Raw genomic sequence first — 26411 nt, forward strand, 5'->3', positions numbered from 1 at the left:
AAGCGGCTTTCTACGCCGAGTTCTGAGCCGGTTTCTGTGCTACTTCAGGGCGCCGCCTCAGTGCCGCCTCGGCGCGACGGTTTCTGTACCGGGCCCCTCCCGCGAGGCCCGGCACGGAAACGGCCGCACAGAACGGCTACTCCGCCTCAGCGGAAGGGAGCAGACCGCGTTCGGCGAACACCTTCTTGGCGACGAACGTGGCGTTGAGCGCCCTGGGGATGCCGCAGTAGACGGCGGCGTGCAACAGCGCCTCGATGACCTCTTCGGGGGTGAGGCCGACGTTCAGGGCGGCGTTGATGTGCACCTCGAGCTGGGGCTCGCAACCGCCGAGGGCCGTGAGCACGCCGAGGGTGACCAGCTGCCGGTCGGGCGGCACCAGGCCCGGGCGGGCGTAGATGTCGCCGAAGGCCCAGGCCACGACCTGGTGACCGAGCTCGGGAGAGATGTCGGCCAGAGAATCGATCACTCTCTGGCCGCCCTCCCCGTCGATGCGGGTGAGGATCTCGAAGCCGCGGGCGAAACGATCCTGGCGGGTCTCAGCGGGGGAGGTGGTCATGCGTGATCCGTTTCCTGCTGCGGGGACAGCAGCCGTTCGTAGTGGTCGATCTTCCGGTCCAGCGCGTCCGCGTTCTCCCGCAGCGTCCTGATGCGCTCGTCGAGCTCGCTGCGGTGTTCGCGGAGAAGGGCCAGCCGATCGGCGACCGTGGCATCGCCGACGGCTCGCAGCCGGGCGAACCGCTGCATGTAGACGATGGACATCCCCGTCGTGCGCAACCGCAGCAGGAACTCCACCCAGTCGACGTCGGTCACCGCGTAGCGCCGCTGGTTGCCGGCACTACGCCCGATCGGCTCGATCAGCCCCGCCTTCTCGTAGTAGCGCAGAGTGTCGGCCGACAATCCGGTGCGCTCAGCCATCCGGGCGATGGTGAGTGGTTCCGGCTGCTGCGAGAAGGCGTCTTCGCTGTTCACGAAGTGACACTAGAACTTGGAGTGCACTCCAGGTCAAACGCCGCGTTTCTGGACGAACTCCTCTATTTCGTGAGAGCCCGCCTGCCGAGGGGCGTCCTTCAGGACCGCTATCTACGTCCGCTCCGGATTTGCCGAAGCGTCGGTCATGTGGCTTCGATTGACCCCATGCCCCGTCCGTTCTCCCCCCTTGTGAACCGCTTTCGACCGATCCGCCGAACGACCGTCACCGTCCTGACGACCCTGGTGCTCAGCACTCTGGCACTGACCGGCTGCACCGGTCCGGCCGAGCCTCCGTCGTTGCCCCCCGCCGGCGTCTACGACCACGGCCCGGCGAATGAGGACTCATCGGCCAAGCCGGCCCCGACCGACGGCCCGGCCGGGGCCGTCACGCAGCCGCTGCGGGCGGCCGGCTGGTTCTGCGCACAGGTCAGAGCCAATGCGGACGGCCGCGCGCTGTGGTGCAGGATCGCTCGCCGCGACGAGGCGGACATGGTCCATGCGCAGACGGCGGAGTTCCTGCTCGACCACGACGACCGGCTCGCCTGGGCGTGGTTTCCGCCTCCCCAGCCGTCGGTGGACGACGAGGGGTGGGATCAGGTTCCCGCCGCCGCGGCACCGGCGCTGGCCGCTATCTGGCCCGACGCCCGTGACCGTGTACGGCAGGAGATCGGCGACTTCGACCGCGACCTCCAGGACCACAAGGGGCCGTTCAAGGACGGGTTGCCCCGGGTGGACTGGCAGGACGAGCACGCGGACTACGACTACTCCTCGATCGACGGGCTGATCGTCACCGCCAGGGACGCCTCCGTACGGCGCTGGCCGTTCGGCGGCGAGCACTACGCGACCACGATGAGCTCAGCCGTGGGCGACCTTCGCGCGGGTGGTTACGACTGCTTCTATCCGCCTCAGCAGAGCTGCAACCGTCCCCAGTCGAACGGCTACTTCCGGGTCGGCCTCCGTGGCGATCAGATCGTCTCGGCCCAGTTCGGCATCGGCAGCCTGATCGAGTCGGGACGGCAGAAGCATCCGCTCAGTCAGGAGTTCCCGCACGGGCTCACCTTTCTCACCGACGCGGTCCGCGGGCCCGTCACCGAGCGCATCGAGCAGTCCCGGAAGACCGGCACCAGCTTCGCCGGCATCGTGGCCGGAACGATTGTGATCATCGACGCGAGTCGCGGCGCCGTCCACGACGACGACCTCGTCGCGTACTTCGACATCCAGATCGGCGTGTCGCTGACCGCGACCCACGGCTGGTTGCCGCAGTCCTGAGCGACCACCCTGACGTGACGATTGAAAAGCCCCTTCCCTGATTCGCGGGGAAGGGGCTTCGCTCGTGTCGGCGAGCGCCGTCCGTCAGTTCTGACGAACGACGTTCGGGCCGGGACCGCCGGAGAGCCCGTCCTCGCCCGGCCCGCCGTACAGCCTGTCGACGCCGCTGTTCCCGTACAGCTTGTCGTTGCCGCTGTTGCCGTACAGGATGTCGTCGCCCTTGCCTCCGTACAGCAGGTCGTTGCCCTTCCCGCCGTAGATCCTGTCGTTTCCGTCGGTGCCGTACAGAACCTGACCGCCGGCGCCGCCGCGGATCACGTCGTTGCCCTTGCCGCCTTCGACGCGGGTGTAGTTGCCGACGGCGTGGACCGTGTCGTTGCCGTCACCGGCGAAGACCATCGACGCCTCACCCACGGTGACGGTGTCGTTGCCCGCCTGGCCCCAGACGTTGTTGCCGTCGACCCTGCCGGTGTCGGTCAGCCTGTCCCTGCCGGTGCCGAGATAGATCAGGTTGAAGTAGTAGACCTGGCCGGTGTTGTTGCGAAAGGCGACGGTGTCGTCGCCGTCGCGCAGGTCCATCTTCATGGTGGAGTACGGGTCCTGGCTGTCCAGGGTGGCGACCTTGCAGGAGACCCGGGTGTGGTCCGTACTCGCGGGGTAGCCGCAGCCGGCTCCCGCCTGGATCGGGACGACGTCGTCGATCACATAGACGATGTCCGTGTAGCCGCTGGTGAACGACTCCGTGACCGTCACCTTGTTGGTCTGGCCGGCGGCGGCCGTGTAGAAGAGTCGAAGACCGTTGTCGCCGACTGCGGCGCTGGCCGGCTGCGCCGTGGCACCGGCCGTGCCGGCGAGGGCGACCGGGACGGCGAGCCCCGTGCCGAGCGCCAGCGTCAGCGCCGCTGCGCCGCGGAGCACCCGGCGGCTGACGAGGTGAGAAGGCATTCCGTAACCTCCCTGTGGACATTGGCGGATCCTTCACACCATGTGACTCACGGCGCGCGCACCTGGTTCTCCGCCGGCGCGGGAAGGTGACGGGAGGCGGTCCGTTCCGCTACATGCGCCCGGTCACGCGGCCCCACAAATGCCTCGATATTCGGCCGTGCCCGTTGGAGGGAGATCGCGTACCGTTTCCTGTGAAAATGACATGACAGGGGAGACCATGCACCCGCACCAGGAAACGCCGGTTCTGCGGGAGCCCGTTCGGATCGCCGGCTTGTGGGTGCGGGTGATCCTGCTGGTCGTGCTGCTGTGGGGCGGTCTGCTGACTGTGCTCAGCGCGAATCCTCGGGACCGATCCGCCGCCGACTTCCAGGCGGCGCTGCGCGCGGGGCAGGTCACCTACGTCATCTACGAGCACGGCGGTGAAGACGGTGACGTACGCGGTCTGCGCTGGTCCACCGGCTCCCTGTTCTGGTATCGGGTCAAAGGGCTGACGGAGCCGACCCGCAGGCGGCCTGACCTGATGATCGATCCCGGCACGACGGCTTCACGTCCGGTGGTGCGATGGGTTTCAAGCAAGGACGCCAGGTTTGGGCCGTTTCCCAACTGGCCGTTCAAGGTTCCCGTTCCGAGCGTGGACTGGCTGGTCAAGGTGGCCTGGATCGCCGCGTTCGTCATCATGATCGGTACGGCGCGGCCACGTCTCGGCAGTCGATGGGCGTGGTTCTGGCTTTTCACGATCGGTGAGATCGGCGCGATCCTGTTCCTGTTCTTCGAGCCCCGTGCGCTGTGGCGTGGGCTGGGGCCTCAGGAACCCGCCCCTCGCCGGATGAGCGGCCGTTATGGCTGCCTGGCGGCCATCGGACTCAATTGGCTGGTTCTCGCCCTCTTCTACTCGGGGCTCTTCGGTGGGGTGCAGGCCCTTCTCGAGGTGCTGAACCGGTCCTGAGACACAGGGTCCCCGCTACGAGGCAGCAGACGCCTCCTGCGTGCGGCGGTCGGCGCGGCAGGTCAGTCCGGGATCCTCCCGACACGCCGCCTTGCGCGGCGCGGAACCGTGACCAGGACCGCCACGACCGCGGCCACGACCGCGCCCAGCAAACTCACCGAGAAGGGGTCCCAGAGGAAGCGGGTCCCCTGCACCTCGACGGTGTACCCGTCCACGGGCTGCGCTTCCAGCAGGGCGTCAGTCAGTTCCCGCGCCTGACCGGGGTTCTGCCACTCGGCGTGGAAGCGCCGACCATCGGTGGTCGTGATCTCGATGCGGCGGGCGCCGTCATCGAGCGTGGCACTGCGGACCTCGTCCTCCTGGATCCGGCTCATGACGAACGGGAGGCCGGCCTGCTCGGAGTCGTCACGAGGGAAGAAGGCGAACACGGCGACGAGCACAGCGACGGCGGCCAGTGCCCAGAGCAGCGGCTTACGCAGCGATCGCTTCCGCCGTGCCGCTGAAGCAGGTGTGTCGGTCATCAGACTCCCTCGGAGATCCCCGGTCAGTGTGTCATTGTTCGTCGTTTTTCTGCGGACTGGGAGTGGCCCGGCACGCCATGATGGATCCGTGGATTTCGAGCCGTACCGGGGTGAGCTCGTGGCTTACTGCTACCGGATGCTGGGCTCGTTCCACGAGGCAGAGGACCTGGTCCAGGAGACGATGCTGCGGGCGTGGAAGGCTCGCGACCGGTACGACCACACCCGCGCGACCGTACGGACCTGGCTGTACCGGATCGCGACCAACGCGTGCCTGACCGCGCTGGAGGGACGGGCGCGGCGTCCGTTGCCGTCCGGGCTGGGCGCGCCGAACGACGATCCCGAGGCGCCGCTCACACCGGCCATCGACATCCCATGGCTGCAACCGTTTCCCGACTCCCGGTTCGACACGGGGACGCGGGCCGACATGCGGCTCGCACTGGTGGCGGCGATGCAGGTCCTGGCGCCGCGGCAGCGGGCCGTGCTCGTGCTCCGCGAGGTGCTGGAGTTCAGCGCCGCCGAAGTCGCCGCCCAACTGGGAACCACGGTCCCGGCAGTCAACAGCGCCCTGCAGCGTGCCCGGGCCGTCCTCGCGAACCTGGGTGACATCGCGGAGGTCGCCGAGCCGGACGAGCCCGAGGTACGCGCGGTGATCCACCGCTACGTGCTGGCGTTCGAGGCGGCCGACGTACGCGCGCTCGTACGGCTTCTCACAGACGACGCGGTCCTGGAGATGCCGCCGGTGCCGCTGTGGTACCGGGGCAGCCGCGACTATGGCCTGTTCATGCGCCGCGTGTTCGAGATGCGCGGGAGGAACTGGCGCATGAGGCATCTCACCGCGAACGGGCAGCCCGCGCTCGCCGCGTACGCGCCGGAGCCCGGCGGAGGGCATCGGCTGCACACCCTTCAGGTCCTCACGGTCGACGGCGGCCATGTCACGCACAACGTCGTGTTCGCTGATCCAGCCGTCTTCGACGCCTTCGAACTGCCGAAACGGATTTCCTTCGACGACTTTCACCGGGCGCGATGAGTCAGGCCGATGCCGCCGGTACGTACAGGTGAGCATCGACAGAAGGGACATCCATCGTGAGCGTCATCGTCATCGAGTTCATCACCCTGGACGGGATCGTGTCCGACCCGGACGGGCGCGGCGGCACGGCGACCGGCGGCTGGGCCTTCCGGCACGGCCCTGAAACGGTCGCCGGGGACAAGTTCCGGCTGGGAAACGTGCTGGACGACGGGACCATGCTGCTGGGGCGTACGACATGGCAGCTGTTCTCCCGGCTCTGGCCGGGGCGCGACGACCCGTTCTCCGCGCGGATGAACGCGGCACGGAAGCTGGTCGCCTCCCGTACGCTGACCGACACGTCGGCATGGGCGAACTCGCAGGTCATCGAGGGCGACCTGCTCGACGCCGTCAAGCGCGAGCAGCGCGATGTGGTCATCACGGGAAGCCTGAGCGTCGTGCGGGCGCTCATGGCCGAGGACCTGATCGATGAGTACCGGCTGCTGACCTTCCCCACGATCCTCGGCGCCGGCGAGCGGCTCTTCCCTGCCGGCGGCCCGCCCGCGTACCTGGAGTGCCTGTCGGCCGAGCGGGTCGGCGCGGCAGTTCTCGCGCGATACACGAGAGCCGCCCGATGACCCGGGCGTCCGGCCCTGGAGCCGTCGGCCGGCATGCGAGGGGTGTTGCTCTCCCGGCTCTGCGCGCAGCCGGAGTTGCTCAAGCGGGTCACCGTGCTCCCGTGCGACGCGCTGAGCGTCGATCTGGACGAGCCGGTCGAAGCAGTAGTGATGATCAACGTGATGTACGCCCTGGAACACGACTATCGCAAGCGGCTCTGGCCGGTGCTGGCGCGACAGCTGGAACCCGGCGGCCTCCTGGTCTTCACCTGGCGCGGTGGCGGCCCCCCGCCGCCGCGTCCACTGGAGGAGACGGACTCCCGCCAGGTGGGCCGGCACACCTACACCTGCTCGTCCGAGACTCTCGAGTCGGGCGACGAGGCGATGAAGGTCCGGTCCGCTACCTCTACCGGGTCACACAGGACGACAAGGTGATCAGCGCGGACGAGATCGTGGGCTGGGCCTATCGCCCCAGGTGGGAGACCCTCCAAGCGGAACTCGTGGGTGCGGGGTTCGTCCAGGCCGACGCTCCGGAGGGGCTCGTCGCCTGGCGACGGGCCTGAGGTGAGCGGTTGGACGGCGACGCGGACCGCGTCCTGGAGCCCACCGAACAGTCCTTGACGGCCATCGAGTCGTGGAGGCGCAGGAACGTCTTCGATGAGTTCGCGCCCGGTCTCCGGTCTGAGTCCGTGCCGGAACACAAGAAAAGGAGACGGCATGGGCACGATCCACATCGACCTGTTCGCGACGCTCGACCTGGTCGGCCAGGCGCCGGGTCATCCCGAGGAGGACCCCGACGGCTTTCCGTACGGCGGATGGCAGGCGCCCCTGTTCGACGAGACGGTCGGCCGGCACGTCGGCGCAGGAATGGAGGGCATGGACGCCCTGCTCCTCGGCCGCAGGACCTACGACATCTTCGCCGCGTACTGGCCGAGCCAGGTCGACGGCGTCGACGGCGGGATCGCCACGCTGTTCAACAACATCCCGAAGTACGTCGCCTCGCGTAGTAACCCGGAGCTGGACTGGGCGGGCTCGACGCACCTGGGGCCCGACCTGGTGGGCGCCGTGCGCGAACTGCGTGACAAGCACGAGCACATCCATGTGATCGGCAGCCTGAACCTGGTGCAGACGCTCCTGCACGAGCGCCTCTTCGACCGGCTCGACCTGTGGATCTTCCCCATCGTGCTCGGCGTCGGCAAGAAGGTGTTCGACGGCGGCGCGGTGCCCGCCAACCTGACACTCCTCGAGCCGCCCGTCACCTCGCCCAAGGGCGCCGTGCTCCTGCGTTACGGCCTCAACGCGGAAAGCCTCGGCATCGGGGACATGCGGCGCGAAGACCGCGGCGTCATGGAGTAAGCGGCGATCCTCAGCGCACGATCGTGCCGAGCACCTCGTTGAACGCCTCCGTGGAACTGGGGTGGGTGTAAACGGCGTCGCGCAGGTCGGCCGCCTTGATGCCGTGCCGCATGGCGAGCGCGACGGTGTTGATCAGCTCCTGCGCGTCGATGCTCAGCAGCGCCGCCCCGAGGATCTCGTCGGTTTCTGCGTCGACGACGAATTTCATGATCCCGCGCGTCTCCTCCACGACGTACGCGCGGGGCATGGCCACGATGTCGGCCACCAGTTCGCCGGCGATCTTCACCCGGCGGCCCGTCTCGCGGGCCTGCCTCTCCGTGATGCCCACGGTGGCCAGCGGCGGGGTCATGAAGAGTGTGTTCGGGATCGCCACCCTGTCCGCCGTCGAGCGACGGCCCTCCCCGACGAGCTGATCAAGGACGATGCGGCTGTCGTCGAGGGAGACGTAGGTGAACTGCGGCCCGCCGTTGACGTCGCCGAGAGCGAAGATGTGCGGCCGGCTGGTCCGCAGATGCCCGTCGACCTCGATCGCGCCGCGATCGGTCGTCCGGACACCGGCGGCCTCGAGCCCGAGATCGCGGATCGCCGGGGCGCGCCCGGTCGCGGCGAGCACGGCGTCGGCCTCGACGGTCCGCCGCCTGCCGTTCTCTTCGAAGACGACGGTCGTTGCGCTCTCGCCGTCGCGCACCTCAGTGACGTGCACGCCGGTGACGATCTCGACCCCCTCGCCCACGAGGATGCTCTCGGCCACGGCGGCGACGTCGTCGTCCAGCCGGCCGAGGATCTCGGGGGCCGACTCCAGCACGGTGACCCGCGAGCCGAAGCGGCGGTAGATCGAGGCGAACTCGATGCCGAGGTACCCGCCACCGATGATCACGAGCCGCTCCGGCAACTCCGTCGTCTGGATGAGGTCGGCGCTGGTCACGACCCGCTTGCTGGCACGCATGCCGGGAATGTCCGCGACGATCGGCTCGGAGCCGGTGTTGATCAGAATGGTCTCGGCGGTGACGGTGACCTGATCCTCGCCCGTTCGGACGATCACCGTGTGCGGGTCGACGAACGCGGCGCGGCCCGTGACGACCGTGACGGTGTCGGCGTCGTTGAGCGCGTCGTAGTTGCCGCCGCGGAAGAGCGTGGTGAGCGCCTGGACGTTGCCGACGGCGCGCTCGTACCACTCCTGCGGAGAGTCGTCGGCACGGCGCCTGCCGGAGTGGTGCACGAGCGCCTTCGTCGGCACGCATCCGACGTTCGGGCAGGTGCCCCCGTACATGCGGTCCGACTGCTCAACGAGCACGACGTTCCTGCCACGGCGGCCCATCTCGGCGGCCACGGTCTTGCCGCCCTTCCCGAAGCCGATGACCAGGACATCTGCGTGGAGAACGTGGTTGTGGATGGCCATGACGCCAGTCTTGACCGCCTATGATTGAGCGTATAAGACAGATTCATCTCATTTTTCTTCGGGATCGTCTCATCATGGACTGGATCAGTGAGATCGTCCGCCTGGCGAGGCCGCAGGCCGTCCTGGACAAGCGTTGCCTCTTCGCCGGCGCGACGACGATGGACGTGCCCGCGTACGGCACGGGCAAGGCGGCCTTCCATGTGCTGCTCGACGGCGTGTGCACCATCGAGGCGCCCGGCCGGCACATCCCGTTGACGGCGGGCGACGTCGTGCTGCTGCCCGGCGGCCAGGCCCACCACGTCCGGACGGCCGGTGCCGGCGGCCGAGGTGCCGTCGAGGAGCCGGGCGACACCTTTTCGATCATGCGCAGCCCGAGCGGCGGCGAGATCGTCATGGACCTGCTCTGCGGCCATTACGCGTTCGGCTCCGGCGCCGGGGCCATGCTGTTCCGGAGCCTGCCCGACCCGTTGCACGTGTCGTTCGGCCAGGCCGACGAGATCGTGCGGATGCTGAGCACTCTCATGCGGCGGGAAGCCCGCCATGACGGGCTCGGCACCGGAGCGATCCTGTCTTGCCTGTGCAACGCGCTGCTCGCCATGGTGCTGCGGACATCGCCGAGCCGGTACGTCGGGACGCCCGCGTGGACCGCCGCCGACGATCCACGGCTCCGGCTGGTCATCGAGGCGGTGCTGCGAGATCCCGGCGGCGACTGGACGGTCCCGCGACTGGCCGAGGTGGCGGCCATGTCACGGGCCACGCTCGCCCGCAACTTCTCGCGGTCCACGGGGCTCACGCCGGGCGAGTTCGTCACGCAGGTCCGGATGATGATCGCGGCCGAGCGCCTCGTCGAGACCGACCTCACCGTCGCCGCCGTCGCGGCCGGGGTGGGGTACGACTCGGAATCGGCGTTCAACCGGGCCTTCCGCCAGGCCACCGGTACCACGCCGGCCCGGTTCCGCCGCGCCCTGCAGCGCTCCTCCTGACGGGCTCGCCACGGATGCCGGCGGCGCCGTCCTGATCGTCGCTCAGCCGTTCCGCTCAGCCGTTCCGCTCAGGCAGCCGTGCAGAGCCGTCCGCGCGGTGCGACCGCGTGCCCGTCGGGGAAAAGTTCGCCGCTGTCGTCGAAGAGCACCACACCGTTGCAGAGCAGACTCCAGCCCTGCTCAGGATGGGCTGACACGACGCAGGCGGCCGTATGGTCGATGGCGTTCGCTTCGGGGCATCGAGGCCAGTGCGCACACATGACGCCCTCCTCTTGCACTACGAACCTGCTTTCCCCACCCACGATCCCCCCACCGGGCCTGGCCGTCTGCACGGCCAGCACCCCTTCTTCGAGGCAGGCAGGCGGTACCGGAGCCTTCCCGCCACCCTGTACGCCGGAGGCAGCCGACAGGCCCACGGCACACGGCCCGACCTCAGTTGCGGGTGGCGAGGTCGAAGATGGTGACCAGTTCCTCGGCGGCGACGGCGGGATCGAGGCCGGTGAGGAGTCGGGCGGCGACGGTGTCCATCGTCGCCCGGACGGCCATGGACATGAGCTGTGCGTCGAAGGCGCGGAACTCACCGGCCCGCTGGCCCTGCTCGAACAGCTCCGCCAGCAGGTCAAGTGCCCTGTCCTGGCTCCCCTCGGTCACCGGCACCGCGTTGACGACGATCTGCTGGACCGCGCGCACGTGCGCGGGATTGGCGGTGATGAACTCCACGTTGGTGCGGATGTACGCCGCCAGCTTCTCGCGCGGGCCCTCCGCGGCCGTGATCCTCGGGTGCATGTACGCCGCGGCATCGCTGAGCACCTTGGTCAGCACGTCCGCGAGCAGGTCGTCCTTGGTGGCGAAATGGTACGAGATCAGCCGCTTGCTGCTTAGTCCCGCGTGGCCGCAGATCGCTTCGAAGGTCGTCCCCGCATAACCCCGCTCGGCCAGGACCTCGATCGTTGCCTGCACGATCTGCTCTCTCCGGGCCTGGGTCGCCCGGGCCCGGTCAACCGGTGCGGGTGTGGGCATGCGGGACCTTTCATGATCGGCGGCCGCCCCGCCGGGCCTGATCAGCCCAGTTTGCCAGCCCGGCCGGGCCTCGGGAACGCCGCCCGTACGGCATGTCGGGTGGCCAGGACCGCGACTCCCGCGAGCAGCAGGCCGATCAGCCCCTGGTCGGCCTTCATCCACAGCGGGTATCCGCTGTCGGGCGCCACGCAGATCAGCACGATGCCGATCGTTCCCAGGATCGACAGGGTCCTGATTCGCACGTAGGCCGACCGCTTGCCCCTGGCCGCCTGCCCGGCCAGCGAGATCAGCCACAGCGAGGCCGCCGCCACGGCGCCGCCACGAACCCAGACCACCCAGTTCACCAGGTCGGGCCGGTTCCGCAGCACGGCGGCGACGATCAGGGTCACCAGCGACACAGCCGCCATTCCGACGAAGAGGGAGCGGATCCGACGGAGGCTTGCGAGCACTTTGTTATCCATGCGAGTAATAATTACACGGCTGGATAAGAAGTGGCAATAGGCGGATCTCGTGCGTCTTCGACCGGCCCCCGGTTCGGCTCGTACGGAGTTGAGATCAGGAAGATCGGCAGGTCGGCGAGATGAGCGCTTTGTTCAAGACGCGGCGACCGAGCCCGGTCGACGCTGTCGGATGAGCAAGCGAGCTTGAGTCGTCACCACCGCTGGGGGCCGAAGCGGTCGATGAATCGGCCCGTTCCGGCGTCCATGCCCTCGGTCGCGAGCGTGACGATCGCGTCGGTGCCCTCGGTCACGGTCTGGGTGCCGCGGTGCCCGTTGAGGTCGGTCGCGGTGTAGCCGGGGTCGGCGGCGTTGACACGGATGCCGGGCAGCGCCTTGGCGTACTGCGTCGTGAGCATCGTCACCGCGGCCTTCGAGGACGTGTACAGCGGCGAGACGATCTTCGATCCCACGCTGTCCGGGTCGTGGGTCAGGGAGAACGATCCCATGCCGCTGCTCACGTTGACGATCGCCGGGCGCTCCGACTTCCGCAACAGGGGCAGGAAGGCGTTTGTCACGCGGACGATGCCCACGACGTTCGTCTGGAGGACCTCGAGGGTGTCGTCCCCGGTCAGCTCCTCTGCGGGCACGCGTCGGCCGACGATCCCGGCGTTGTTGATCAGGACGTCGACGCGGCCCTCGTGCGCACGGACGTCGGCTGCTGCGGCGGCGACGGACGCGTCGTCGGTGACGTCGATCTGCACGAAGCGTATGCCGGCCGGCGCGCTGGCGCGGGCGCTGCAACTCAACCGGGCGGAGCGCGACCACCTCTACCGGCTCGCCGGACTGCAGCCGCCCCGGAACGGCTTGATCAGCGACCACATCCCTCCCGGGATGCAGCGTGTGCTCACCCGGCTCGGCGACGCACCGGTCGCGGTGTTCGCCGCCGATTGGCGACTGCTGTGGTGGAACCACAGTTGGGCGGCGCTCCTCGGCGACCCCTCCGTGGTCGCGCCGGAGGAGCGCAGTCTGGTGCGCGCGCGTTTCCCAGTGGCATCCGATCGCGGGCGCATCGCGGCATGGCCGGTGGTCGCGGAGAACGCGGAGGCGTCCGACCGGGCCATCGTCGCCGACCTGCGCCGTGCGTCCGCCCGCTACCCGGAAGACGCGCACCTGAGCGAGCTGATCCGCCGGACGCTGGACGGCAACCAGCGCTTCGCCCAGCTGTGGCCCTCCGGCGCCGTCGGCGGCCACGGCGAGGATCGCAAGACGATCCGGCATCCAACGGTCGGTGAGATCACCGTCGACTGCGACGTGCTCGCCGACTCGGACGCAGACCTGAAGATCGTCATCTATACCGCCGTCCCCGGCAGCGAAGACGAGACCAAGCTCGACCTCGCCCGCGTCGCCGGCTTGACGACCGCAGCACCGAACCAGGCCTAGATGGCGTCTGCAGTACCCGTACCGCCGGCAACCGCCGTAATGGCGCGCCAATGGCACGCGGATCACGCCTTACGAGGCCACGAGGGGCAGCGGTCGAAGTCCGCTCGCAGCAGTCGCGATGGAAATTCCACCGGGTCCCCGCTCGCCTGCCCCGGCGGTTCGACGCCAGGCCAGGCGAGCGAGCGGGAGATCGGCCCGATCTCAGGACCCCGATGTGGCCGTCGGCTCCGGCGACCCTGGTGACCCCGGTACGGCCGGCGGCGGCGCGCCGGCGTCCTCGATCTTCTTCATGATGTCCGACGGCACGGGTCCGGCAGGCTTGATCATCAGCATGACCTGCCCGGGAGCGTACGGCTCGACGCTTGTCACCTGCCACGTCGGGTCGATCTTCGACCGAGGCGTGAGATCCCCGTAGCCCCGACCGTCCGGAAGAGACCATTGGACGTTGTAGTGCGCGATCGTCAGGTGCTTCTGGGCGATCAGTGCCTCCACCTCGGCGACCGTGCGTCCCTCGACAGAGACGCCTTCCAGGACTTCGCCCTTCGCCGCCGAGGTGTTGGTGGAGGTGTAGGGCTCGCCGGGGCGGGCGGCGCGTCCGAGGACCACCGTGGCTTTACCGGTGAATCCCGCCTCGATTCGCAGGCCGATCGGGCACTGGGCGCCGCTCGCCGTCCTGCAGGAAGGATCGTCAATCGTGTCGATCTTCTGGTGCCCTTCCATCATCACGATGGTCCCCACCACGCTGGGCGAGGCGGGGACCAACTTCAGGTCGATGTCGAAGCCGCAGGCGCGGAAGTCGTTCCTGAGCCGCTTCTGGTCGGCGAGAGGATCCATGATGCGGGCGACCACGTAGTCATGGTCTTTGGAGCAGGTCACGGCGGCCTGAGCCGTGGACGCGTTCTGTCCGAACATCACGGTCCCCGCCACCGCGGCCACAGTCGCTGCTGCGGCGGCGACGGCCCCAATCGCCAGGCGACCGACGAGCGGCCGCCGCAGCCGGGACCGCCGGGGAGAACCGGGCTCTTGAGGGAGGGACGTCACAGGGGTGGGCGACGCGTCATGCGCGTTCTGGGAATGTCTGGTCATCTCGGCCATGAGGTGGGCCCTTCGTTGCGCGTGGCGGCCGCCGGGAAGGTCGCGCTCGTTGGGGATGAGCGGATCGGTCATGACTCCTCCACTGGGGGCCGGAGCGCGGTGGAGCGCTCACCTGGTCTGTGTGCCGTGCCGCCTGCTGGTTCCCGCGCATTCCCGGAAGATGAGGCCGTCAGCTTCTTGAGCCGGGCGCGAGCCCGCGACAGGCGTGAGCGCACCGTTCCCACCGGAAGGTCGAGCGCGATCGCGGCGTCGTCGTAGCTGAGCCCCGCCCACACGCACACGGACAGGACCTCCTGGTCGGCGAGAGGGAGCCGGTTCACCGCGGTGAGCACACGGCGCATCTGGTGCTCGTCGTCGATCCGTCCGGCGATGTCATCGGCCGGATCGGGCTCTGCGGACATGGCGGACATTCGGTCCAGGGCGTCACGATGATTGCGTTTGGCGCGGTAACGGTTGCGTAGGACGTTGTTGGCCACGCCGAGGAGCCAGGGCAGAGCCGAGTCCCGCTCGGGGCTCAGTTCCCTGTGCCGCCGCCACGCCTCCAAGAACACCACCGAGGTGATGTCTTCGGCGTCCGACCAGTCAGCCGTACGGCGGAAGCAGTGGTTGTAGACGGCGCGCGCGTGCCGGTCGAAGATGACGCCGAAGGCCTCGGTGTCCCCGTCCGCTGCACGCGTCCATAGCTCGGCGTCCGTAGGAAGGCTGTCCATCACACCAAGACTGTGTCGGCGGATGGGCACGGGTTCCCGGAATCCACAGATATTTCCCTGTACCCGCCGGCGATCCCCTTCGTCCCCTACAGATCTTCGCGATCACGTGCGTCCGGTGTGCTGCGTTCCTCCTGACCGCCCTCGGCGGCCCCTTCCCTGATCAACGGTAAAGGGGCTTTGATCTGCGGAGGCTCGGGGATTTGAACCCCGGATGGGCTTAAGACCCAAACCGCATTAGCAGCTCGGATCTTGCCCGTCCCGATCAGTCCCACCTGGACCAACACCGCTCAGCGGTCCGCTTGGAACAGCATGGAACGGCGAGGAACCGCGACTACAACTGCCACTAGGAGCTGCTAGCCGCGGGATGAGACCGTCCTCCTCGCAGCTGCCGCTCCCCGGGGCGGGACCGCCGTGTCAAGAATCAGCGCAGCTGATCGCGAAGCGACGCCGTAGGCGCCCTTGATTCGGCGGGCCGCGTCACCGTATGGGAGGAGTGGGAGGCCGTCACCGAGGCCGCACAGGGCTGAGTCGTCAGGACCGGCGGACCAGCAGGGCGACCAGCGCCAGCACCACGAGGACCGCGGCCACGCCGCGACCTTTCCCGCGTGCGCCAGCTCCGCCGCGAACCGTGCGCGCGCCTTGGCGTCCCCACTGAATCGGGCGTGCAGCAGCTTGACGGCGACAAACTCGCCGTTCTCCCCCACGCCCCGGTAGACCGCGCCCTGGCCGCCCTCTCCGAGCAGACCGGCGATCCGGAAGGCACCTACCTGACGGGGATCATCCGTGCGAAGCGGCTGCGTCCCTTGCAATTTCATCCTCCACGGGGCACGCGGAAACGGAGGCGACATTACCGGAGCCGGTGGTTCTTCCGACCCGAAACGATCGCTAACGCGGACAGGATCCGGTCATTACGACCCCGTTCCGTACGGAAGCCCGCCGGTGTGGTCGCTGCCTCCACCGTCATGGCCGTCCAGGGGAACTCACGCCACACGGCGGGGACGCTCCTCGTCGAGCAGGGCGTCCATCCGGGTAGTCCAAGAGATCCTCGGCCATGCCCGGGTCACCACGACCGAGCGCTACACCCACGTTGCGAGCGTCCAGGTGAAGGGCGCGAGCGAGCGCATGGGGGCCGACTGCCGGGACCTGACCGCCACGCGGGTGGAGGCCGACTGTCCCGAAAAGCTAGCCTGCGCTCGTATCCGCGCGGACAAGTAGGCGATCGAGTTCTGAGTCCGTGCGGCTGGTCACGCCACGGAGTGCGTGATGACACCGGTGTAGGCGCCCGTGGTCACCCCCGCGAACGGGATGGACATGATCAGGGTCGGCCGCCAGTTGCAGTTGTTGACCCCGGAGACCGCGACATGGGAGAACGCCACGCGGGTGGCGCTCAGGTTCACCCGCGTGGCCGCGGTCGGCTGGCCTGGTACGAAGGTTCCGCCACCCTGGGTCGCGGTGGCCGGCCCCGACCAGTACGACATGTTCGCCCTGCCGATGGTCACGACAGGCGTTGTCGTGCGGGTGTAGTTGGTCGACGAGACAGCGGCAGTCCACGGGCCGGCGCCTGGCTCACGGGTGTCCGTTACGGTCACCGTCTGCATCTGCACCGTCCTAGTGCCGCCGGGCGGCGCACTGCCGAGGGACATGGCCACGGGCGCGGTGATCGTCAACGCCCCGGCCCTGGGAAGCATGAACGTGGCGGCGCCCGGCGTCGCTTCCGCCGGTGGGCCGGGAAGGGTGACCAGCAAGGTGACCAACAGGGCGGGGGTGGCAAGGAACGCTGTTCTTCTGTGCATCTGTGTCTTTCGCTCAAGCCATGCCGGGGTTTGCCTGGCGACGCCTGCGCCGGAGGAGGTAAACACCCGTCGCGATCACAAGGATCAGCGCAAGCAGCAGGGAGATGAGGAGTAAACGATTCCCGCCGAAAAGGACAGATTGGCCCACTCCGGCGTCAGGGAAGACGACCGTGGCCGACACCGTCCGCTTCACCAGGCCGCTCTGGATGACCAGGTCGGCTTTCCAAGGCCCGTTCGGCAGGCGTGGATCCAGCACCACGACTACCTGTCCGACGTCACCGGGCTTCAGTGCGACACCCAGCGTGGCAGGATACGGCCCGGCACGCAGGCCGCCGGGCCCCTCCGAGAGGGACAGGGCTCCCGAAAGCTCCAGTGCCCGGCCACCCGTGTTGCGGACCTCGGCGACCAGGCGTGGCTGACCGGTGGCGTCACGCTCCGGGGTGAACTTCTCGATGCTCATGTCCGACGGCGGCTCTCCGCCAGGACCGATGTCGAGGTACATCCTGACGCCGACCCGGCTGGCGAGCCCAACATTGTGCACCTTGTCCGGCATTATGGCGGTCTGTGCCCACATCACCGCGTACCGCTCTCCGCGCCACGCGTCCTGCGGCACGTCGACGGTAAACCACGCGATGCGCTTGTGTCCCGGCGCCAGGTCGATCTCCCTGGGTTCGACAGTCGTCCAGGTCGACAACTCGTTCGGCGTACGCTCCGGTGCGAACGTGAACGTGCGGCCTTCGATGGAAGCCGCCGCGGCGTAGAGCGAGACGTGCAGCGGTTCGGCAGTGGTGTTGGAGACCTCGAGCCGCCGTCTGATGGTGGTGCCGGGGTTGAGATGGTCGACGACGCCGGTGCGGGCACGGGGGTCCTTGCGACGGACAACGGGGGCGTCCACTAGTCGGACGCCGAGTCCCTCGCCGGGAGCCCCGGGGTCGAAGCGGCTCACCGCGCTGTGAGCTGTCCCCGCCGAAGCGAGGGCGGCCGGGGCCGCCCCGCCGTACGGGCCCATGAAGAGCGCGGACAGCAGGACGGCCACGACGCGTCTGAGCCAGTCAGGCGACGGAATGTGTCACCGTCCCGGTGTAAGTGCCCAGTCCCACCGACAGCGGGACGGCGATCGACAGTGTCGGATCCCACGTCGCGTCGCTGTTCCCGGTGCCGCCTGTGTAAGTCATGGCGATGCGCTGCGCGCCCAAACTTCCCGGCGCGCCCGGAGTCAGCGTGCCGGTGCCGACGAGCAGCGTGCCGGCACCGGGTGTGTATACAGCGGCGGCAGCCGCGATCGTGTCACTCGGCCCGATGAAGCTTGTGGACGAGACCCTGGCGGTCCAGTCCGAGGTTGGCGTGCCGCCACGGGCGTCGGTCACTCTGACGGTCCCGAGGGGACCGCTGATCGAGTTACCTGCCGCGGTGCTGCCCAGGCTGACCGGCCCGGTCGCCGCGGTGATCGTCAAAGCGCCGGAGGTGACCGTGAAGGTCACCGTGGTGTCGGCGGCTTCTGCGCTCCGACCGGTGAGCGTGGCCAGAGCGAGGGTGCTTCCTGCTATCAGTGCGAGCTGCTTGAGTCGCATATTCATCCCCGTAACTGTGGACGAGTGGTTGTTCCGCTCGTCGCTGATCATCAAGATCGGTCCGATACTTTAAGACGGCCGAGTTACCTGGGATGCGGGGACGCACGTCTCGTTGACGAGCTTCATACGATCTTTTGCTCGAACCGATGTGGTAGCGAACACACCGCCGAGCTGGTCTGCCGGGCTTGCCTGGGTCGCGACAGGCGGGAGGATCAGGCTCGCTCCTGGGGCGACGCCTGACAACTGCAACTAGAGCGCCTTTGAAGATCAGAAAAGCCCCTTCCCTGATCAACGGGAAAGGGGCTTTGATCTGCGGAGGCTCGGGGATTTGAACCCCGGATGGGCTTAAGACCCAAACCGCATTAGCAGTGCGGCGCCATAGACCTGACTAGGCGAAGCCTCCTGGTTGCCGAGTGGCTCAGGACAGAGTACCGGCGATTGTGTGAGGCGGCAAAGCGGAATCCAACCTGAAGGCGGGCCTGGACCCGCCACCTGTCGGTATCGCCTCAAGGACGTCTCCCGCTGACCATATGCCCAGATCGGGCGGGACACGGCAAGCGACACACGCGACTTTCCCCAGGGCAATGCACAGCCCTCATCCACAGGCTGTGGACAAGGGCTGGGTCTGTGGAGAAGGCCGATCAGCCCTGGCGGACCGCTTCGCCCTCGATCTCAATCTTGATCTTCTTGCTCACCAGGACGCCGCCGGCCTCGATGGCCACGTTCCAGGTGAGGCCGAAGTCCTCACGGTTGATCTCCGTCTCGGCGGTGAAGCCGAAGACCTCGTGGCCGTAGGGGCTGGTGCCGACGCCGCCGAACTCGACCTTGAGCTCGACCTCCTGCGTGACGTCACGGATCGTCAGGTCACCGACCAGAACGAAGTCGTCGCCGCGGTGGTCCTTCACACGGGTGCTGCGGAAGGTGATGTCCTCGTGCTTGTCGGCCGACAGGAAGTCGTCGCTCTTCAGGTGGCCGTTGCGGTCGGCGACAGCGGTCTCGATGCTGCCGGCCTTGATGACGACCTCGGCAGTGGAGTCAAGCGGGTTCTCCGCAATCACGATCTTCGCGTCGTACTCGTCGAAGTGACCCCGGACCTTGGTCACCATCATGTGCTTCGCGACGAAACCCACGCGCGTGTGCGTCTTGTCGAGGGCGAATTCGCCGGCCGTCGGGATCTTGAGGCCGTCCCACTCACGAATGCTCATTGTGCCCTCCTGGGCTGCTTGCTCCGTTGATGTTTGCGCGAACAACTTTCTACACGAGGATTATTCCCAGCGTCAACTATGTCGCGTAGACTTTGCACATGGATCCTTTTGACGACCCGCGGCTCACCGCGATGGGCCTGCTGGCCGAGGTCTCAACGGGGTTGGCGGCCCAGCTCAACAAGACTTTCTCCGCCGCCGGACTCTCCGAGGTCGACTTCGAAACACTGATACGCCTGGCCCGCTCCCCCCAGCACAAACTCAGGATGAGCGACCTCGCCGGGCAGACGTCGCTGTCCACCAGCGGCATCACCCGAGTCGTGGACAGGCTCGAACGTGAGGGCCTCGTCCAGCGCTGCCCCTGCAGCACCGACAGGCGCGCCTCCTACGCCTCACTCACCGAGGCGGGCGTGAACCGTCTCACGGCCCTGATGCCGCAACACCTGGAGGACATCGACACCTGGTTCACCAGCCTGCTGGCCCCGGAGCAGCTGGCGACCTTCCTTGAGACCCTTCGCACCATCCGCGACGTCGTACGGCCGTGCGCGACGGCCGGCGTGGAGCGCGTGGAGCAGGTCACGACCGGCTGAACCGTCAGACGAATCCCGGAGATGCCACCACCCCTCCCGTGGCACCCGGGCTCCCCTCCCCGGCAGCCCTCAGTTCATCGCCTCGCGACCCACGGGGACCAGGTCGCCGCGGAGCTTGGCCATCCCCCGGGACACGGTGCTCTTGACCGTGCCCACGCTGATCCCCAGGGTCCTGGCGATCTCCATCTCCGTCATGTCCTCGTAGTAGCGCAGGACGATCGCCGTACGTTGCCTGGCGGGCAGTCGGTCGAGCGCCTGCTCCAGTTCGTCGTACTGATGCCGCGGATCATGTTGCGTGGGGATGTCGGGTAGGTCTTCGGACGGGTACTCCTCCAGCTTGCGCCGCCTCCACCACGAGATGTTGATGTTCACCATCGCCCGGCGCACGTAGCTGTCCAGCGAGGAGCGATCCTGGATCCGGTCCCAGGCGAGATAGGTCTTGGCGAGGGCTGCTTGGAGCAGGTCCTCGGCGTCGCAGGGGTTCCCGGTCAGCTGATGCGCGACCCGCAGCAGGGCCGCTCCGCGGGACACCACATACGTATGGAACTCCTCATGGTTCACGATCATGCGATCACCGACCTGGCCTGAGAGGCATCTCGTGCCAGAATGGCAGCCTCATTCCAGAATCCGGCTGAACCGGAAACAAGGTTTCGTGCAGCCGTGCGCAAAGATCGCGCAAGCTCGGTGGCGGACCCCTGATCCACTCTGCTGACACCGCGTTCCCCGCTGGGCACTGATTTGCCCGGACTGGGGCGATATGCCTTCCACCTGGGGTGGGATTATTGCTCCGCAGTCACCCCATCGACTGCCATTCCGCTCCTGTCGACATTCGCGGCATGTGAGGCTAGAAGGCGTGGGGAGGGGTGATGACGAACCGAACCGTTGATCGCAGGCGCCTGCTGGCCGCGGCCGTGCTCGGCCGTGACACCGAGGCGCCGCGACTGACCGCCGACGACGGGATGACACTCGACGCCGTCAGCGGGGAGATCCTCGATGTGAGCCCGCACCTGATCATCGTCGAGGACGACGACGGCGAGGAGCGGCGTATGGTCATCGCCCCCTGGGCGACCGCGTGGCACGGAGCGTCACTTCCACCGGCCGACCTGCCCGTTGGGGCGAGGGTCGTCATCCGCGCCCTGCGGTCGGGCACAGTGGTCGACCGCATATGGGCGAACATGACCCGGATGACCGGAATCATCCTGAGCATCTCCGGGAAGCGGGACCTCACCATCGAGCTCGACTGCGGCCCGCACCGCGGGCGCCGTTCGGTGGTCGTCCCCTACCGGAGCTCGGGACGGATCCGAGTACGGCATCCGCAACTCGAAGCGGGTTATCTCTTCGACGCCATCGGGCTCATGGACGCAGGGACCGCGCTCGCGCACATACCCGCGACGTCCCAACCCCCCTACCGGGCGAAGTCCGTACCGCCGCCGCCTCCCGCCTTCCGCGGAGTCCAGTCGAAGATCTCCGGCGCGGCCGCGTGGGGGGATTTCACCGAACCCGGTGTGACCTATCCGATGCTGGAGTCCGCGGACGCCGACTGCGAGGACACCGGGCGTTCCTGTGCCGGCCTGCCGTACCTGGCGGTCGGCTCGATGCTGTTCGTCCGCAACGTCTGCGACGGCCGGGCGAACGCGCTGCCGATCATCGGCTGCGGCTGCATCGCCGGACGCTTCTGCGACCGGTGCCTGGAATGCGGCACCTCACCCCGCGGCAGGTTGGTGGAGTTGTCCGCCACGTCGTACGTCGAGCTGGGCGGGGATCTGATCAAAGGCTGCTTCAACGCGCGCGTCGGATTGGGGTGACTCATGCTCTCGACCATCGCGGCAGCGGCCCTGCCGATCCTCATCGCGATGCTGCTCCTGGGCGGCGTCGCGAAGCTCTTCATGGCCGGGGGCGACGCCGAGCCCGGCGGCCTGGGCCGGCTCGGGCCCGCGGTCCTCGCCCCGCCGCGCTTCCGCAAGGCCGCCATGATCGGTTGTGCGCTGGGCGAACTGGGCCTGATCGGGGTGCTGCTCCTGCTGCCCGATCACGCGGTGGCCCGCTGGATGCCGGTGGCGTTCTTCTCCGTCGCCACCTACGTCCTGTGGGACCTGCGCCGCAGGCGGCCCGACGTGGGATGCGGCTGTTTCGGTGAGGTCAGCGCGGCGCCGATCGGGTTGAGGTCCATCGGCCGGGCGGCGTTCCTCGCCGGCGTCGCGGTCGTCGTGGCGGTCGAGAGTCCCGGGCTCGCGGCCCTGTCGGACTGGTCATGGTCGACGACCGCCTGGCTGGCCGGCGGCCTGACGCTGGTCCTGTTGCTGTCGACCGAGATCGAGGAGTCGATCGCCCGGCTGCGTCACCGCGCACCGTGCGAGCAGCGTGCAATTCCCGCCAAGCGGGCCCTGTCCCGCCTGCAGAGCAGCACGGCATGGCGGTCACACGCCCCGACGCTGATGTCCGACGAGCCCGCCGACACGTGGCGGGAGCTGTGCTGGCGGTTCTTCGTCTTTCCGGCGCAGGACGGCGCCGACGTCGTCTTCGCCGTCTACCTGAGCGGCCGGCGACCCGGGGTGAAGTGGGCGATCGTCAACGCGGACGGTCAGCCGATCACCCCTCTGCGGGAATCTATGCGTGTATCGGCCTAGCGCTATACAGGCATAGATTCCCGCATGAAGGGACCACGATTAAGCTCTCTACGGCTCTCTAGCTTCCCCTCTAGAAAGCCGTAGAGAGGTCAATGGGAGGGACGGTTACAGCGGCTGGGCACGCAGGAACCTCCCGAAGTGAGGGACCGTGAATCCGATCACCCCGCGTTCCGCGCTGTAGATCAGGCCCTTCTTGATGAGGCTGTCGCGCGCCGGAGACAGGCTGGACGGCTTGCGGCCCAGCGACTCCGCGACGTCGGAGGTCGGTACGGGATCGTCCCCGAGCTGGGCCATGGCGTGCATGTAGTCACGCTCGGCGGGGGTGGCGCGTTCGTAGCGGCTGCCGAAGAAGCCGACGGCGAGCTCCTCCTCGGCCTCAGGCGCCGACACCTTGATGTCGTCCACGGTGATCGGACTACGCGGAGCGAGGTCCCAGGCGACCTTGCCGTACGCCTGGACGAAGTAGGGGTAACCGTCGGCCGCCTCATAGAGGGCGTCCAGCGCCTCCGGGGTGAACTCGACCGCCTCGCGCTCGGCCGGAGCGATGAGCGCGAGATCGGCGGCGTCCCTGTCGAGCCGGTCGATCCGCGCGTAACGGAACAGCCGCTCCGAGTAGCTCTTGCTGGCCGACAGCACGCTCGGCAGGTGGGGCAGCCCGGCTCCGACCACGATCAGCGGCCCGCCGGTCTGGGAGAGCTCGTGACAGGCGGCGCACAGGGCGGAGATGTCGGGGGCCTGCACGTCCTGCATCTCGTCGATGAACAGGGCGATGCCGACGCCGAGATCGGTCGCGACACCCGCGGCGTCGACGAACAGCTCGGTGAGGTCGATCTCCAGGTCGCCGGAGTCGGCCCGGCCGCGCGACGCCGGGACGTCGATGCCGGGCGACCAGTGGGAGGTGCCCTTCGCCGCGGCAGGATCACGCATGGCGAAGGCCTTCAGCACACCGAGGAACTCCTCGATGCGCTCGGGCGCCCGATGACGGGGCGCGAGCTCCCTTATCGCCATGTGCAGCGACGCGGCGACCGGCCGGCGGATCGACTGGTCGGGACGGGCCTCGATCTTGCCCGTGCCCCACAGGCGCTGCATGGCCATCGACTTGAAGGTGTTGAGCAGGACGGTCTTGCCGACCCCCCTGAGACCGGTGAGCACCATGCTCCGCTCCGGACGGCCACGGGCCACCCGCTCGAGCACGACCTCGAACTGATGGAGCTCACGGTCGCGTCCGGCGAGTTCCGGGGGGCGCTGACCCGCGCCGGGGGCGTAAGGATTGCGCACGGGGTCCACGCTCTCGGACTTTATGACGGGATATAGCGGCCGTCGTAGATTTCCGTAGAAAGCGCTACGGCGTGTCGCCCGCGGGCGGCGCGGAACACACCGGGCGACCACGGACGGCTCTGCGGCCGTCGTCCCGGGCGGCGGGGCCAGTGCGGCCTCGGGCGCCGCGAGAACTGTCATTGCACACCCCTCACCTGCCGAGACGGCGACCGAACCCTTGTTCGATCCGATGGGCAAGACTGTAGCGCGACATCGAACATGTGCGCGAGGTTTTCCCGAGAAAAGCTCCGGCAAAAGCCGTCACGAGCCCTGGGATCCGACCCTCTCGAGAACTTCCGAACCCCGGCGGAGATTTGCGCGGTACGGGTACTCTGCGCGTATGACGTACATACGGAACCCCAGGTCAGCGATGGTGGCGATCGCTGTACTGGGTCTGACCGCCTGTGGCGGGACCGGAGTCGTCACATCGTCGCCGGCGGCCTTCCAGACGGAGGCGTCGGCCTCGCCCTCGACGGCGGCGCCGAGCACTCCCACGCCACCGCCCTCGCCGACGCCGACGGGGCCGCCGAAGTTCTCCGCGAAGATCCAGAAGGTGTCCCGGGCCGACCTGCCGTACTCGTGGCACGCCGGCTGCCCGGTCTCTCCGAGCGGGCTACGGAAGATCACGATGACGTACTGGGGGTTCGACGGGAAGCCGCACACGGGACAGCTGGTGGTCAAGCAGTCGGCCGCCGACGACCTGGTCACGGTCTTCGGCAAGCTGTACGACTTCCGCTACCCCATCCGCCGGATGCAGCCGGTCGACGCCTACAAGGGGAGCGACGACGCCTCGATCGACGCGGACAACACCTCCGCGTTCAACTGCCGCAACGCCACCGGGTCGAGCAACTGGTCCAACCACGCGTACGGCCTGGCCGTCGACGTCAACCCCAGGGAGAACCCCTACGTCTACGCCGACGGGTCGAACGCCCACCGCAACGCCGACGCCTTCGTCCGCCGTCCGCTCAAGAAGCCGGGCGTGATCAACCCGGACGACCGGGTGGTCAGGGCCTTCGCCTCGGTGGGCTGGGGCTGGGGCGGATCTTGGTCCGGCGACAAGGACTACCAGCACTTCTCCGTGAACGGCCGCTAGGACGCGTCTCGCCGAGCGTTCGATCGCGTGCCTCCGGCGTCGAAGAGCGGCGCTCAGCGGGATGACACGAGGTCCAGCTCGAGCCAGGCGGCGAGTTCCTTGATCTCACCGGCGACCGCCGCGGTCATGTCGTCGGTGAAGGGGACGTCCTCGTGGATCGCGTGGACCCGCAGCACGCCGGCTTTGCGGTCGGCGGCGGCGTCGAGCTTGCCCACCAGCCGGTCTCCGTACAGGATCGGCAGCGCGAAGTACCCCCACCTGCGCTTGGCCGCGGGCTTGTACATCTCCAGCTGATAGTCGAACTCGAGGAGCTCGACGGCACGCTTGCGGTCGTGGATCAACCGGTCGAAGGGTGACAACAACGCTGCACGTCCCGAGAACGGCCGGCCCAACTGGGACGGATCGACGCGCCACGTGCCCTTCACCCCCTCGACCACGGCAGGCTCACCGGCCTCGCCGACGTCCGCCGGCTCGACCGGGAGTTCCTGCGCCTTGGAGCGGGCGATGCCCAGAGCGCGCAACCGCCGCTCGTCGCGGATGCGAAGCGCCGCGTCCACCGGGACCACCGGGTCGTCGGGGTAGACCCGCGCCGCAAGGTCCCACAGCCGGTCGCCACCACGGCGCCCGGCGACGGCGACCTCGCCCCGCCCGACCATGAACTCGAGCATCTGCGTGACGTTGCGGTTGTTGGTCCATCCGGTCGACTTCCACGGCACCGCGCAGGTGTCGGGAATGTCGCGCGACGGCAGCGGCCCGGCTGAGCGCAGCCGGTCGAGGACGTCCAGCCGGCACGCGTCGTTGGCCCGCACCCAGTCGCGGTGGTACACCCGCCACGAGGGCAGCTCGCCGTACCCGGGCCAGCGGGCCATCTCGTCGCGGTACAGCGCGAGGTCCTCACTCGGGCGGATCATCGCCCGCAACTCCAGCAGCGAGCGGTCCGCCAGTGCGGCGGTCAGCATGGCCGGTGTGTACGACGCCCCAAGACGACTCCACGCCACGAGATCGGCGTTGGGCGCGATGGCGGCGGTCGGGTCGATCTGCAGCAGGGTCAGACCGCGCACCACGTCGAGCAGCCCGGCCGGCCGCGAGCCGTCCAGGAGCTGCGCGCGCACGGCGATGCGCCGCGCCTCGGTGCGAGAAAGCTCGTGGACGACCACGACACGAGGCTAGGCGTCCGATCGGCCGGAGACCACCGCCCGGCGCGATCTCTTCCGAGGCCCGATGAGGGGGGCACAGTCCGCCCACACGACCGAACCCGAAGCGGTGTCCCGTTTGTACGGTTTCACAAATGCGCGAATGGGAGTGATAAAGATCGCCGCATACCCTCACCGCGAAACTCACACATAGCTTCAAATCGCCTGAATGCCGTTGCTCCAGATCATGGATCTTGGATCTGGAAACAGCCCACAGTGTCGTATGTCATAACAAACCGAAGGAGCCAGAAAGATCATTGATCTCGGGCCGCAGCAGCCGGAGATCGGACCGCTCCCCTGAACGCCCGCTCA

Annotated in this window: 31 protein-coding genes and 1 tRNA gene; 13 read left to right on the forward strand and 19 right to left on the reverse strand. The window is 68.2% G+C overall.

From position 1 onward, the window contains the following. Positions 1 to 136: 136 nt before the first annotated feature. Both Pka01_RS19645 and Pka01_RS19650 read right to left on the reverse strand, forming a co-directional pair. Positions 137 to 556 carry a carboxymuconolactone decarboxylase family protein gene (locus Pka01_RS19645; RefSeq protein WP_203884266.1) on the reverse strand — a complete coding sequence of 140 codons (420 nt, stop codon included), beginning with the start codon at positions 554 to 556 and terminating at the stop codon, positions 137 to 139. After that, entirely contained in the window at positions 553 to 969 is a 417-nt protein-coding gene (locus Pka01_RS19650; RefSeq protein WP_203884267.1) for a MerR family transcriptional regulator, read from the reverse strand. Before Pka01_RS19650 ends, Pka01_RS19645 begins: the two co-directional genes overlap by 4 nt. Positions 970 to 1116: 147 nt before the next feature. Between Pka01_RS19650 and Pka01_RS19655 the strand changes: the two genes are divergently transcribed. Next, a complete protein-coding gene (locus Pka01_RS19655) occupies positions 1117 to 2238 on the forward strand; it encodes a hypothetical protein (protein WP_239115135.1) in 1122 nt (373 codons plus the stop codon). A gap of 84 nt (positions 2239 to 2322) precedes the next feature. Here Pka01_RS19655 and Pka01_RS19660 read toward each other — a convergent pair whose 3' ends face one another. Next, positions 2323 to 3183, reverse strand: coding sequence for a calcium-binding protein (locus Pka01_RS19660; protein WP_203884268.1), 861 nt, complete (start codon positions 3181 to 3183; stop codon positions 2323 to 2325). Between the two features lie 283 nt (positions 3184 to 3466). Here Pka01_RS19660 and Pka01_RS19665 point away from each other — a divergent pair, with 283 nt between their 5' ends. Next, positions 3467 to 4129, forward strand: coding sequence for a hypothetical protein (locus Pka01_RS19665; RefSeq protein ID WP_203884269.1), 663 nt, complete (start codon positions 3467 to 3469; stop codon positions 4127 to 4129). A gap of 62 nt (positions 4130 to 4191) precedes the next feature. Here Pka01_RS19665 and Pka01_RS19670 read toward each other — a convergent pair whose 3' ends face one another. Then, positions 4192 to 4650, reverse strand: coding sequence for a hypothetical protein (locus Pka01_RS19670; RefSeq protein WP_239115136.1), 459 nt, complete (start codon positions 4648 to 4650; stop codon positions 4192 to 4194). 88 nt (positions 4651 to 4738) lie between these two features. On the opposite strand from Pka01_RS19670, the gene Pka01_RS19675 reads away from it, so the two are divergent. The 5 genes from Pka01_RS19675 (at position 4739) to Pka01_RS19690 (ending at position 7626) form a co-directional block, all read left to right on the forward strand. Beyond that, a complete protein-coding gene (locus Pka01_RS19675) occupies positions 4739 to 5677 on the forward strand; it encodes a sigma-70 family RNA polymerase sigma factor (protein WP_239115137.1) in 939 nt (312 codons plus the stop codon). A 56-nt stretch (positions 5678 to 5733) separates the two neighbouring features. Continuing rightward, positions 5734 to 6291: a dihydrofolate reductase family protein gene (locus Pka01_RS19680; RefSeq protein ID WP_203884272.1), complete on the forward strand. Its 558-nt coding sequence runs from the start codon at positions 5734 to 5736 to the stop codon at positions 6289 to 6291. 33 nt (positions 6292 to 6324) lie between these two features. Next, positions 6325 to 6705, forward strand: coding sequence for a class I SAM-dependent methyltransferase (locus Pka01_RS19685; protein ID WP_203884273.1), 381 nt, complete (start codon positions 6325 to 6327; stop codon positions 6703 to 6705). Next, positions 6702 to 6833, forward strand: coding sequence for a hypothetical protein (locus tag Pka01_RS41285; protein ID WP_275414481.1), 132 nt, complete (start codon positions 6702 to 6704; stop codon positions 6831 to 6833). Before Pka01_RS19685 ends, Pka01_RS41285 begins: the two co-directional genes overlap by 4 nt. A gap of 154 nt (positions 6834 to 6987) precedes the next feature. After that, positions 6988 to 7626: a dihydrofolate reductase family protein gene (locus tag Pka01_RS19690; RefSeq protein WP_203884274.1), complete on the forward strand. Its 639-nt coding sequence runs from the start codon at positions 6988 to 6990 to the stop codon at positions 7624 to 7626. Positions 7627 to 7636: 10 nt separating this feature from the next. Here Pka01_RS19690 and Pka01_RS19695 read toward each other — a convergent pair whose 3' ends face one another. After that, positions 7637 to 9025, reverse strand: a complete 1389-nt coding sequence (locus Pka01_RS19695; RefSeq protein WP_203884275.1) for an FAD-dependent oxidoreductase — start codon at positions 9023 to 9025, stop codon at positions 7637 to 7639. Positions 9026 to 9099: 74 nt separating this feature from the next. On the opposite strand from Pka01_RS19695, the gene Pka01_RS19700 reads away from it, so the two are divergent. After that, positions 9100 to 10008, forward strand: coding sequence for an AraC family transcriptional regulator (locus Pka01_RS19700; RefSeq protein ID WP_203884276.1), 909 nt, complete (start codon positions 9100 to 9102; stop codon positions 10006 to 10008). A 68-nt stretch (positions 10009 to 10076) separates the two neighbouring features. Here the strand turns inward: Pka01_RS19700 and Pka01_RS19705 are convergent, their stop codons facing one another. From Pka01_RS19705 to Pka01_RS19720, 4 genes are all read right to left on the reverse strand, one after another. Beyond that, positions 10077 to 10268: a DUF5999 family protein gene (locus tag Pka01_RS19705; protein WP_203884277.1), complete on the reverse strand. Its 192-nt coding sequence runs from the start codon at positions 10266 to 10268 to the stop codon at positions 10077 to 10079. Between the two features lie 172 nt (positions 10269 to 10440). After that, entirely contained in the window at positions 10441 to 11028 is a 588-nt protein-coding gene (locus Pka01_RS19710; RefSeq protein WP_203884278.1) for a TetR/AcrR family transcriptional regulator, read from the reverse strand. A 41-nt stretch (positions 11029 to 11069) separates the two neighbouring features. Beyond that, positions 11070 to 11489 (reverse strand): hypothetical protein, encoded by a 420-nt coding sequence (locus tag Pka01_RS19715; protein WP_203884279.1) that lies wholly within the window; start codon positions 11487 to 11489, stop codon positions 11070 to 11072. A gap of 191 nt (positions 11490 to 11680) precedes the next feature. Then, positions 11681 to 12229, reverse strand: coding sequence for an SDR family NAD(P)-dependent oxidoreductase (locus Pka01_RS19720; RefSeq protein WP_275414482.1), 549 nt, complete (start codon positions 12227 to 12229; stop codon positions 11681 to 11683). Positions 12230 to 12236: 7 nt separating this feature from the next. On the opposite strand from Pka01_RS19720, the gene Pka01_RS19725 reads away from it, so the two are divergent. Further along, entirely contained in the window at positions 12237 to 12908 is a 672-nt protein-coding gene (locus Pka01_RS19725) for an MmyB family transcriptional regulator (protein WP_203884281.1), read from the forward strand. Positions 12909 to 13109: 201 nt separating this feature from the next. Here Pka01_RS19725 and Pka01_RS19730 read toward each other — a convergent pair whose 3' ends face one another. The 7 genes from Pka01_RS19730 to Pka01_RS19760 all read right to left on the reverse strand — a co-directional run bounded on the left by Pka01_RS19730 (position 13110) and on the right by Pka01_RS19760 (position 19282). Continuing rightward, positions 13110 to 14075: a hypothetical protein gene (locus Pka01_RS19730; protein ID WP_203884282.1), complete on the reverse strand. Its 966-nt coding sequence runs from the start codon at positions 14073 to 14075 to the stop codon at positions 13110 to 13112. Beyond that, a complete protein-coding gene (locus Pka01_RS19735; protein ID WP_203884283.1) occupies positions 14072 to 14713 on the reverse strand; it encodes an RNA polymerase sigma factor in 642 nt (213 codons plus the stop codon). Before Pka01_RS19735 ends, Pka01_RS19730 begins: the two co-directional genes overlap by 4 nt. 1244 nt (positions 14714 to 15957) lie before the next feature. Beyond that, positions 15958 to 16506, reverse strand: a complete 549-nt coding sequence (locus tag Pka01_RS19740; RefSeq protein WP_203884284.1) for a hypothetical protein — start codon at positions 16504 to 16506, stop codon at positions 15958 to 15960. A gap of 13 nt (positions 16507 to 16519) precedes the next feature. Continuing rightward, a complete protein-coding gene (locus tag Pka01_RS19745; RefSeq protein WP_239115138.1) occupies positions 16520 to 17542 on the reverse strand; it encodes a hypothetical protein in 1023 nt (340 codons plus the stop codon). Positions 17543 to 17558: 16 nt separating this feature from the next. Further along, the gene (locus tag Pka01_RS19750; protein ID WP_203884285.1) at positions 17559 to 18128 is read right to left on the reverse strand and encodes a hypothetical protein; all 570 of its coding nucleotides are present in this window, start codon (positions 18126 to 18128) and stop codon (positions 17559 to 17561) included. A gap of 262 nt (positions 18129 to 18390) precedes the next feature. Beyond that, positions 18391 to 18480: transfer RNA gene (locus tag Pka01_RS19755), tRNA-Ser, on the reverse strand. A gap of 238 nt (positions 18481 to 18718) precedes the next feature. Next, complete coding sequence (locus Pka01_RS19760; protein ID WP_203884286.1) at positions 18719 to 19282, reverse strand: YceI family protein; 564 nt, start codon at positions 19280 to 19282, stop codon at positions 18719 to 18721. Positions 19283 to 19380: 98 nt separating this feature from the next. Here Pka01_RS19760 and Pka01_RS19765 point away from each other — a divergent pair, with 98 nt between their 5' ends. Further along, complete coding sequence (locus tag Pka01_RS19765) at positions 19381 to 19869, forward strand: MarR family winged helix-turn-helix transcriptional regulator (RefSeq protein ID WP_239115139.1); 489 nt, start codon at positions 19381 to 19383, stop codon at positions 19867 to 19869. A 69-nt stretch (positions 19870 to 19938) separates the two neighbouring features. On the opposite strand, the gene Pka01_RS19770 is transcribed toward Pka01_RS19765, so the two are convergent. Beyond that, positions 19939 to 20436: a SigE family RNA polymerase sigma factor gene (locus Pka01_RS19770; protein WP_203884288.1), complete on the reverse strand. Its 498-nt coding sequence runs from the start codon at positions 20434 to 20436 to the stop codon at positions 19939 to 19941. Positions 20437 to 20735: 299 nt separating this feature from the next. Here Pka01_RS19770 and Pka01_RS19775 point away from each other — a divergent pair, with 299 nt between their 5' ends. After that, positions 20736 to 21674 (forward strand): hypothetical protein, encoded by a 939-nt coding sequence (locus Pka01_RS19775; RefSeq protein ID WP_203884289.1) that lies wholly within the window; start codon positions 20736 to 20738, stop codon positions 21672 to 21674. A gap of 3 nt (positions 21675 to 21677) precedes the next feature. Then, positions 21678 to 22496: a MauE/DoxX family redox-associated membrane protein gene (locus Pka01_RS19780; protein ID WP_203884290.1), complete on the forward strand. Its 819-nt coding sequence runs from the start codon at positions 21678 to 21680 to the stop codon at positions 22494 to 22496. Positions 22497 to 22601: 105 nt separating this feature from the next. On the opposite strand, the gene Pka01_RS19785 is transcribed toward Pka01_RS19780, so the two are convergent. After that, complete coding sequence (locus tag Pka01_RS19785; RefSeq protein WP_203884291.1) at positions 22602 to 23783, reverse strand: ATP-binding protein; 1182 nt, start codon at positions 23781 to 23783, stop codon at positions 22602 to 22604. Between the two features lie 370 nt (positions 23784 to 24153). On the opposite strand from Pka01_RS19785, the gene Pka01_RS19790 reads away from it, so the two are divergent. After that, a complete protein-coding gene (locus tag Pka01_RS19790; RefSeq protein ID WP_239115140.1) occupies positions 24154 to 24906 on the forward strand; it encodes a M15 family metallopeptidase in 753 nt (250 codons plus the stop codon). Between the two features lie 53 nt (positions 24907 to 24959). Here the strand turns inward: Pka01_RS19790 and Pka01_RS19795 are convergent, their stop codons facing one another. Then, positions 24960 to 26063, reverse strand: a complete 1104-nt coding sequence (locus tag Pka01_RS19795; protein WP_203884292.1) for a DNA glycosylase AlkZ-like family protein — start codon at positions 26061 to 26063, stop codon at positions 24960 to 24962. Between the last annotated feature and the right edge of the window lie 348 nt (positions 26064 to 26411).

The sequence above is a fragment of the Planotetraspora kaengkrachanensis genome (genome assembly GCF_016862895.1).
GTDB lineage: Bacteria > Actinomycetota > Actinomycetes > Streptosporangiales > Streptosporangiaceae > Planotetraspora > Planotetraspora kaengkrachanensis.

Excerpts from the sequence above, each read along its gene's own strand:
- Pka01_RS19725 (WP_203884281.1), top strand. The coding sequence starts at position 12,237 with ATGCCGGCCGGCGCGCTGGCGCGGGCGCTGCAACTCAACCGGGCGGAG.
- Pka01_RS19685 (WP_203884273.1), top strand. The coding sequence starts at position 6,325 with ATGCGAGGGGTGTTGCTCTCCCGGCTCTGCGCGCAGCCGGAGTTGCTC.
- Pka01_RS19690 (WP_203884274.1), top strand. The coding sequence starts at position 6,988 with ATGGGCACGATCCACATCGACCTGTTCGCGACGCTCGACCTGGTCGGC.
- Pka01_RS19740 (WP_203884284.1), bottom strand. The coding sequence starts at position 16,506 with ATGCACAGAAGAACAGCGTTCCTTGCCACCCCCGCCCTGTTGGTCACC.
- Pka01_RS19735 (WP_203884283.1), bottom strand. The coding sequence starts at position 14,713 with ATGGACAGCCTTCCTACGGACGCCGAGCTATGGACGCGTGCAGCGGAC.
- Pka01_RS19700 (WP_203884276.1), top strand. The coding sequence starts at position 9,100 with ATGGACTGGATCAGTGAGATCGTCCGCCTGGCGAGGCCGCAGGCCGTC.
- Pka01_RS19790 (WP_239115140.1), top strand. The coding sequence starts at position 24,154 with ATGACGTACATACGGAACCCCAGGTCAGCGATGGTGGCGATCGCTGTA.
- Pka01_RS19715 (WP_203884279.1), bottom strand. The coding sequence starts at position 11,489 with ATGGATAACAAAGTGCTCGCAAGCCTCCGTCGGATCCGCTCCCTCTTC.
- Pka01_RS19705 (WP_203884277.1), bottom strand. The coding sequence starts at position 10,268 with ATGTGTGCGCACTGGCCTCGATGCCCCGAAGCGAACGCCATCGACCAT.
- Pka01_RS19775 (WP_203884289.1), top strand. The coding sequence starts at position 20,736 with ATGACGAACCGAACCGTTGATCGCAGGCGCCTGCTGGCCGCGGCCGTG.
- Pka01_RS19760 (WP_203884286.1), bottom strand. The coding sequence starts at position 19,282 with ATGAGCATTCGTGAGTGGGACGGCCTCAAGATCCCGACGGCCGGCGAA.
- Pka01_RS19645 (WP_203884266.1), bottom strand. The coding sequence starts at position 556 with ATGACCACCTCCCCCGCTGAGACCCGCCAGGATCGTTTCGCCCGCGGC.
- Pka01_RS19765 (WP_239115139.1), top strand. The coding sequence starts at position 19,381 with ATGGATCCTTTTGACGACCCGCGGCTCACCGCGATGGGCCTGCTGGCC.
- Pka01_RS19670 (WP_239115136.1), bottom strand. The coding sequence starts at position 4,650 with ATGACCGACACACCTGCTTCAGCGGCACGGCGGAAGCGATCGCTGCGT.
- Pka01_RS19770 (WP_203884288.1), bottom strand. The coding sequence starts at position 20,436 with ATGATCGTGAACCATGAGGAGTTCCATACGTATGTGGTGTCCCGCGGA.
- Pka01_RS19660 (WP_203884268.1), bottom strand. The coding sequence starts at position 3,183 with ATGCCTTCTCACCTCGTCAGCCGCCGGGTGCTCCGCGGCGCAGCGGCG.
- Pka01_RS19710 (WP_203884278.1), bottom strand. The coding sequence starts at position 11,028 with ATGCCCACACCCGCACCGGTTGACCGGGCCCGGGCGACCCAGGCCCGG.
- Pka01_RS19695 (WP_203884275.1), bottom strand. The coding sequence starts at position 9,025 with ATGGCCATCCACAACCACGTTCTCCACGCAGATGTCCTGGTCATCGGC.
- Pka01_RS19730 (WP_203884282.1), bottom strand. The coding sequence starts at position 14,075 with ATGACCGATCCGCTCATCCCCAACGAGCGCGACCTTCCCGGCGGCCGC.
- Pka01_RS19750 (WP_203884285.1), bottom strand. The coding sequence starts at position 18,128 with ATGATCAGCGACGAGCGGAACAACCACTCGTCCACAGTTACGGGGATG.
- Pka01_RS19780 (WP_203884290.1), top strand. The coding sequence starts at position 21,678 with ATGCTCTCGACCATCGCGGCAGCGGCCCTGCCGATCCTCATCGCGATG.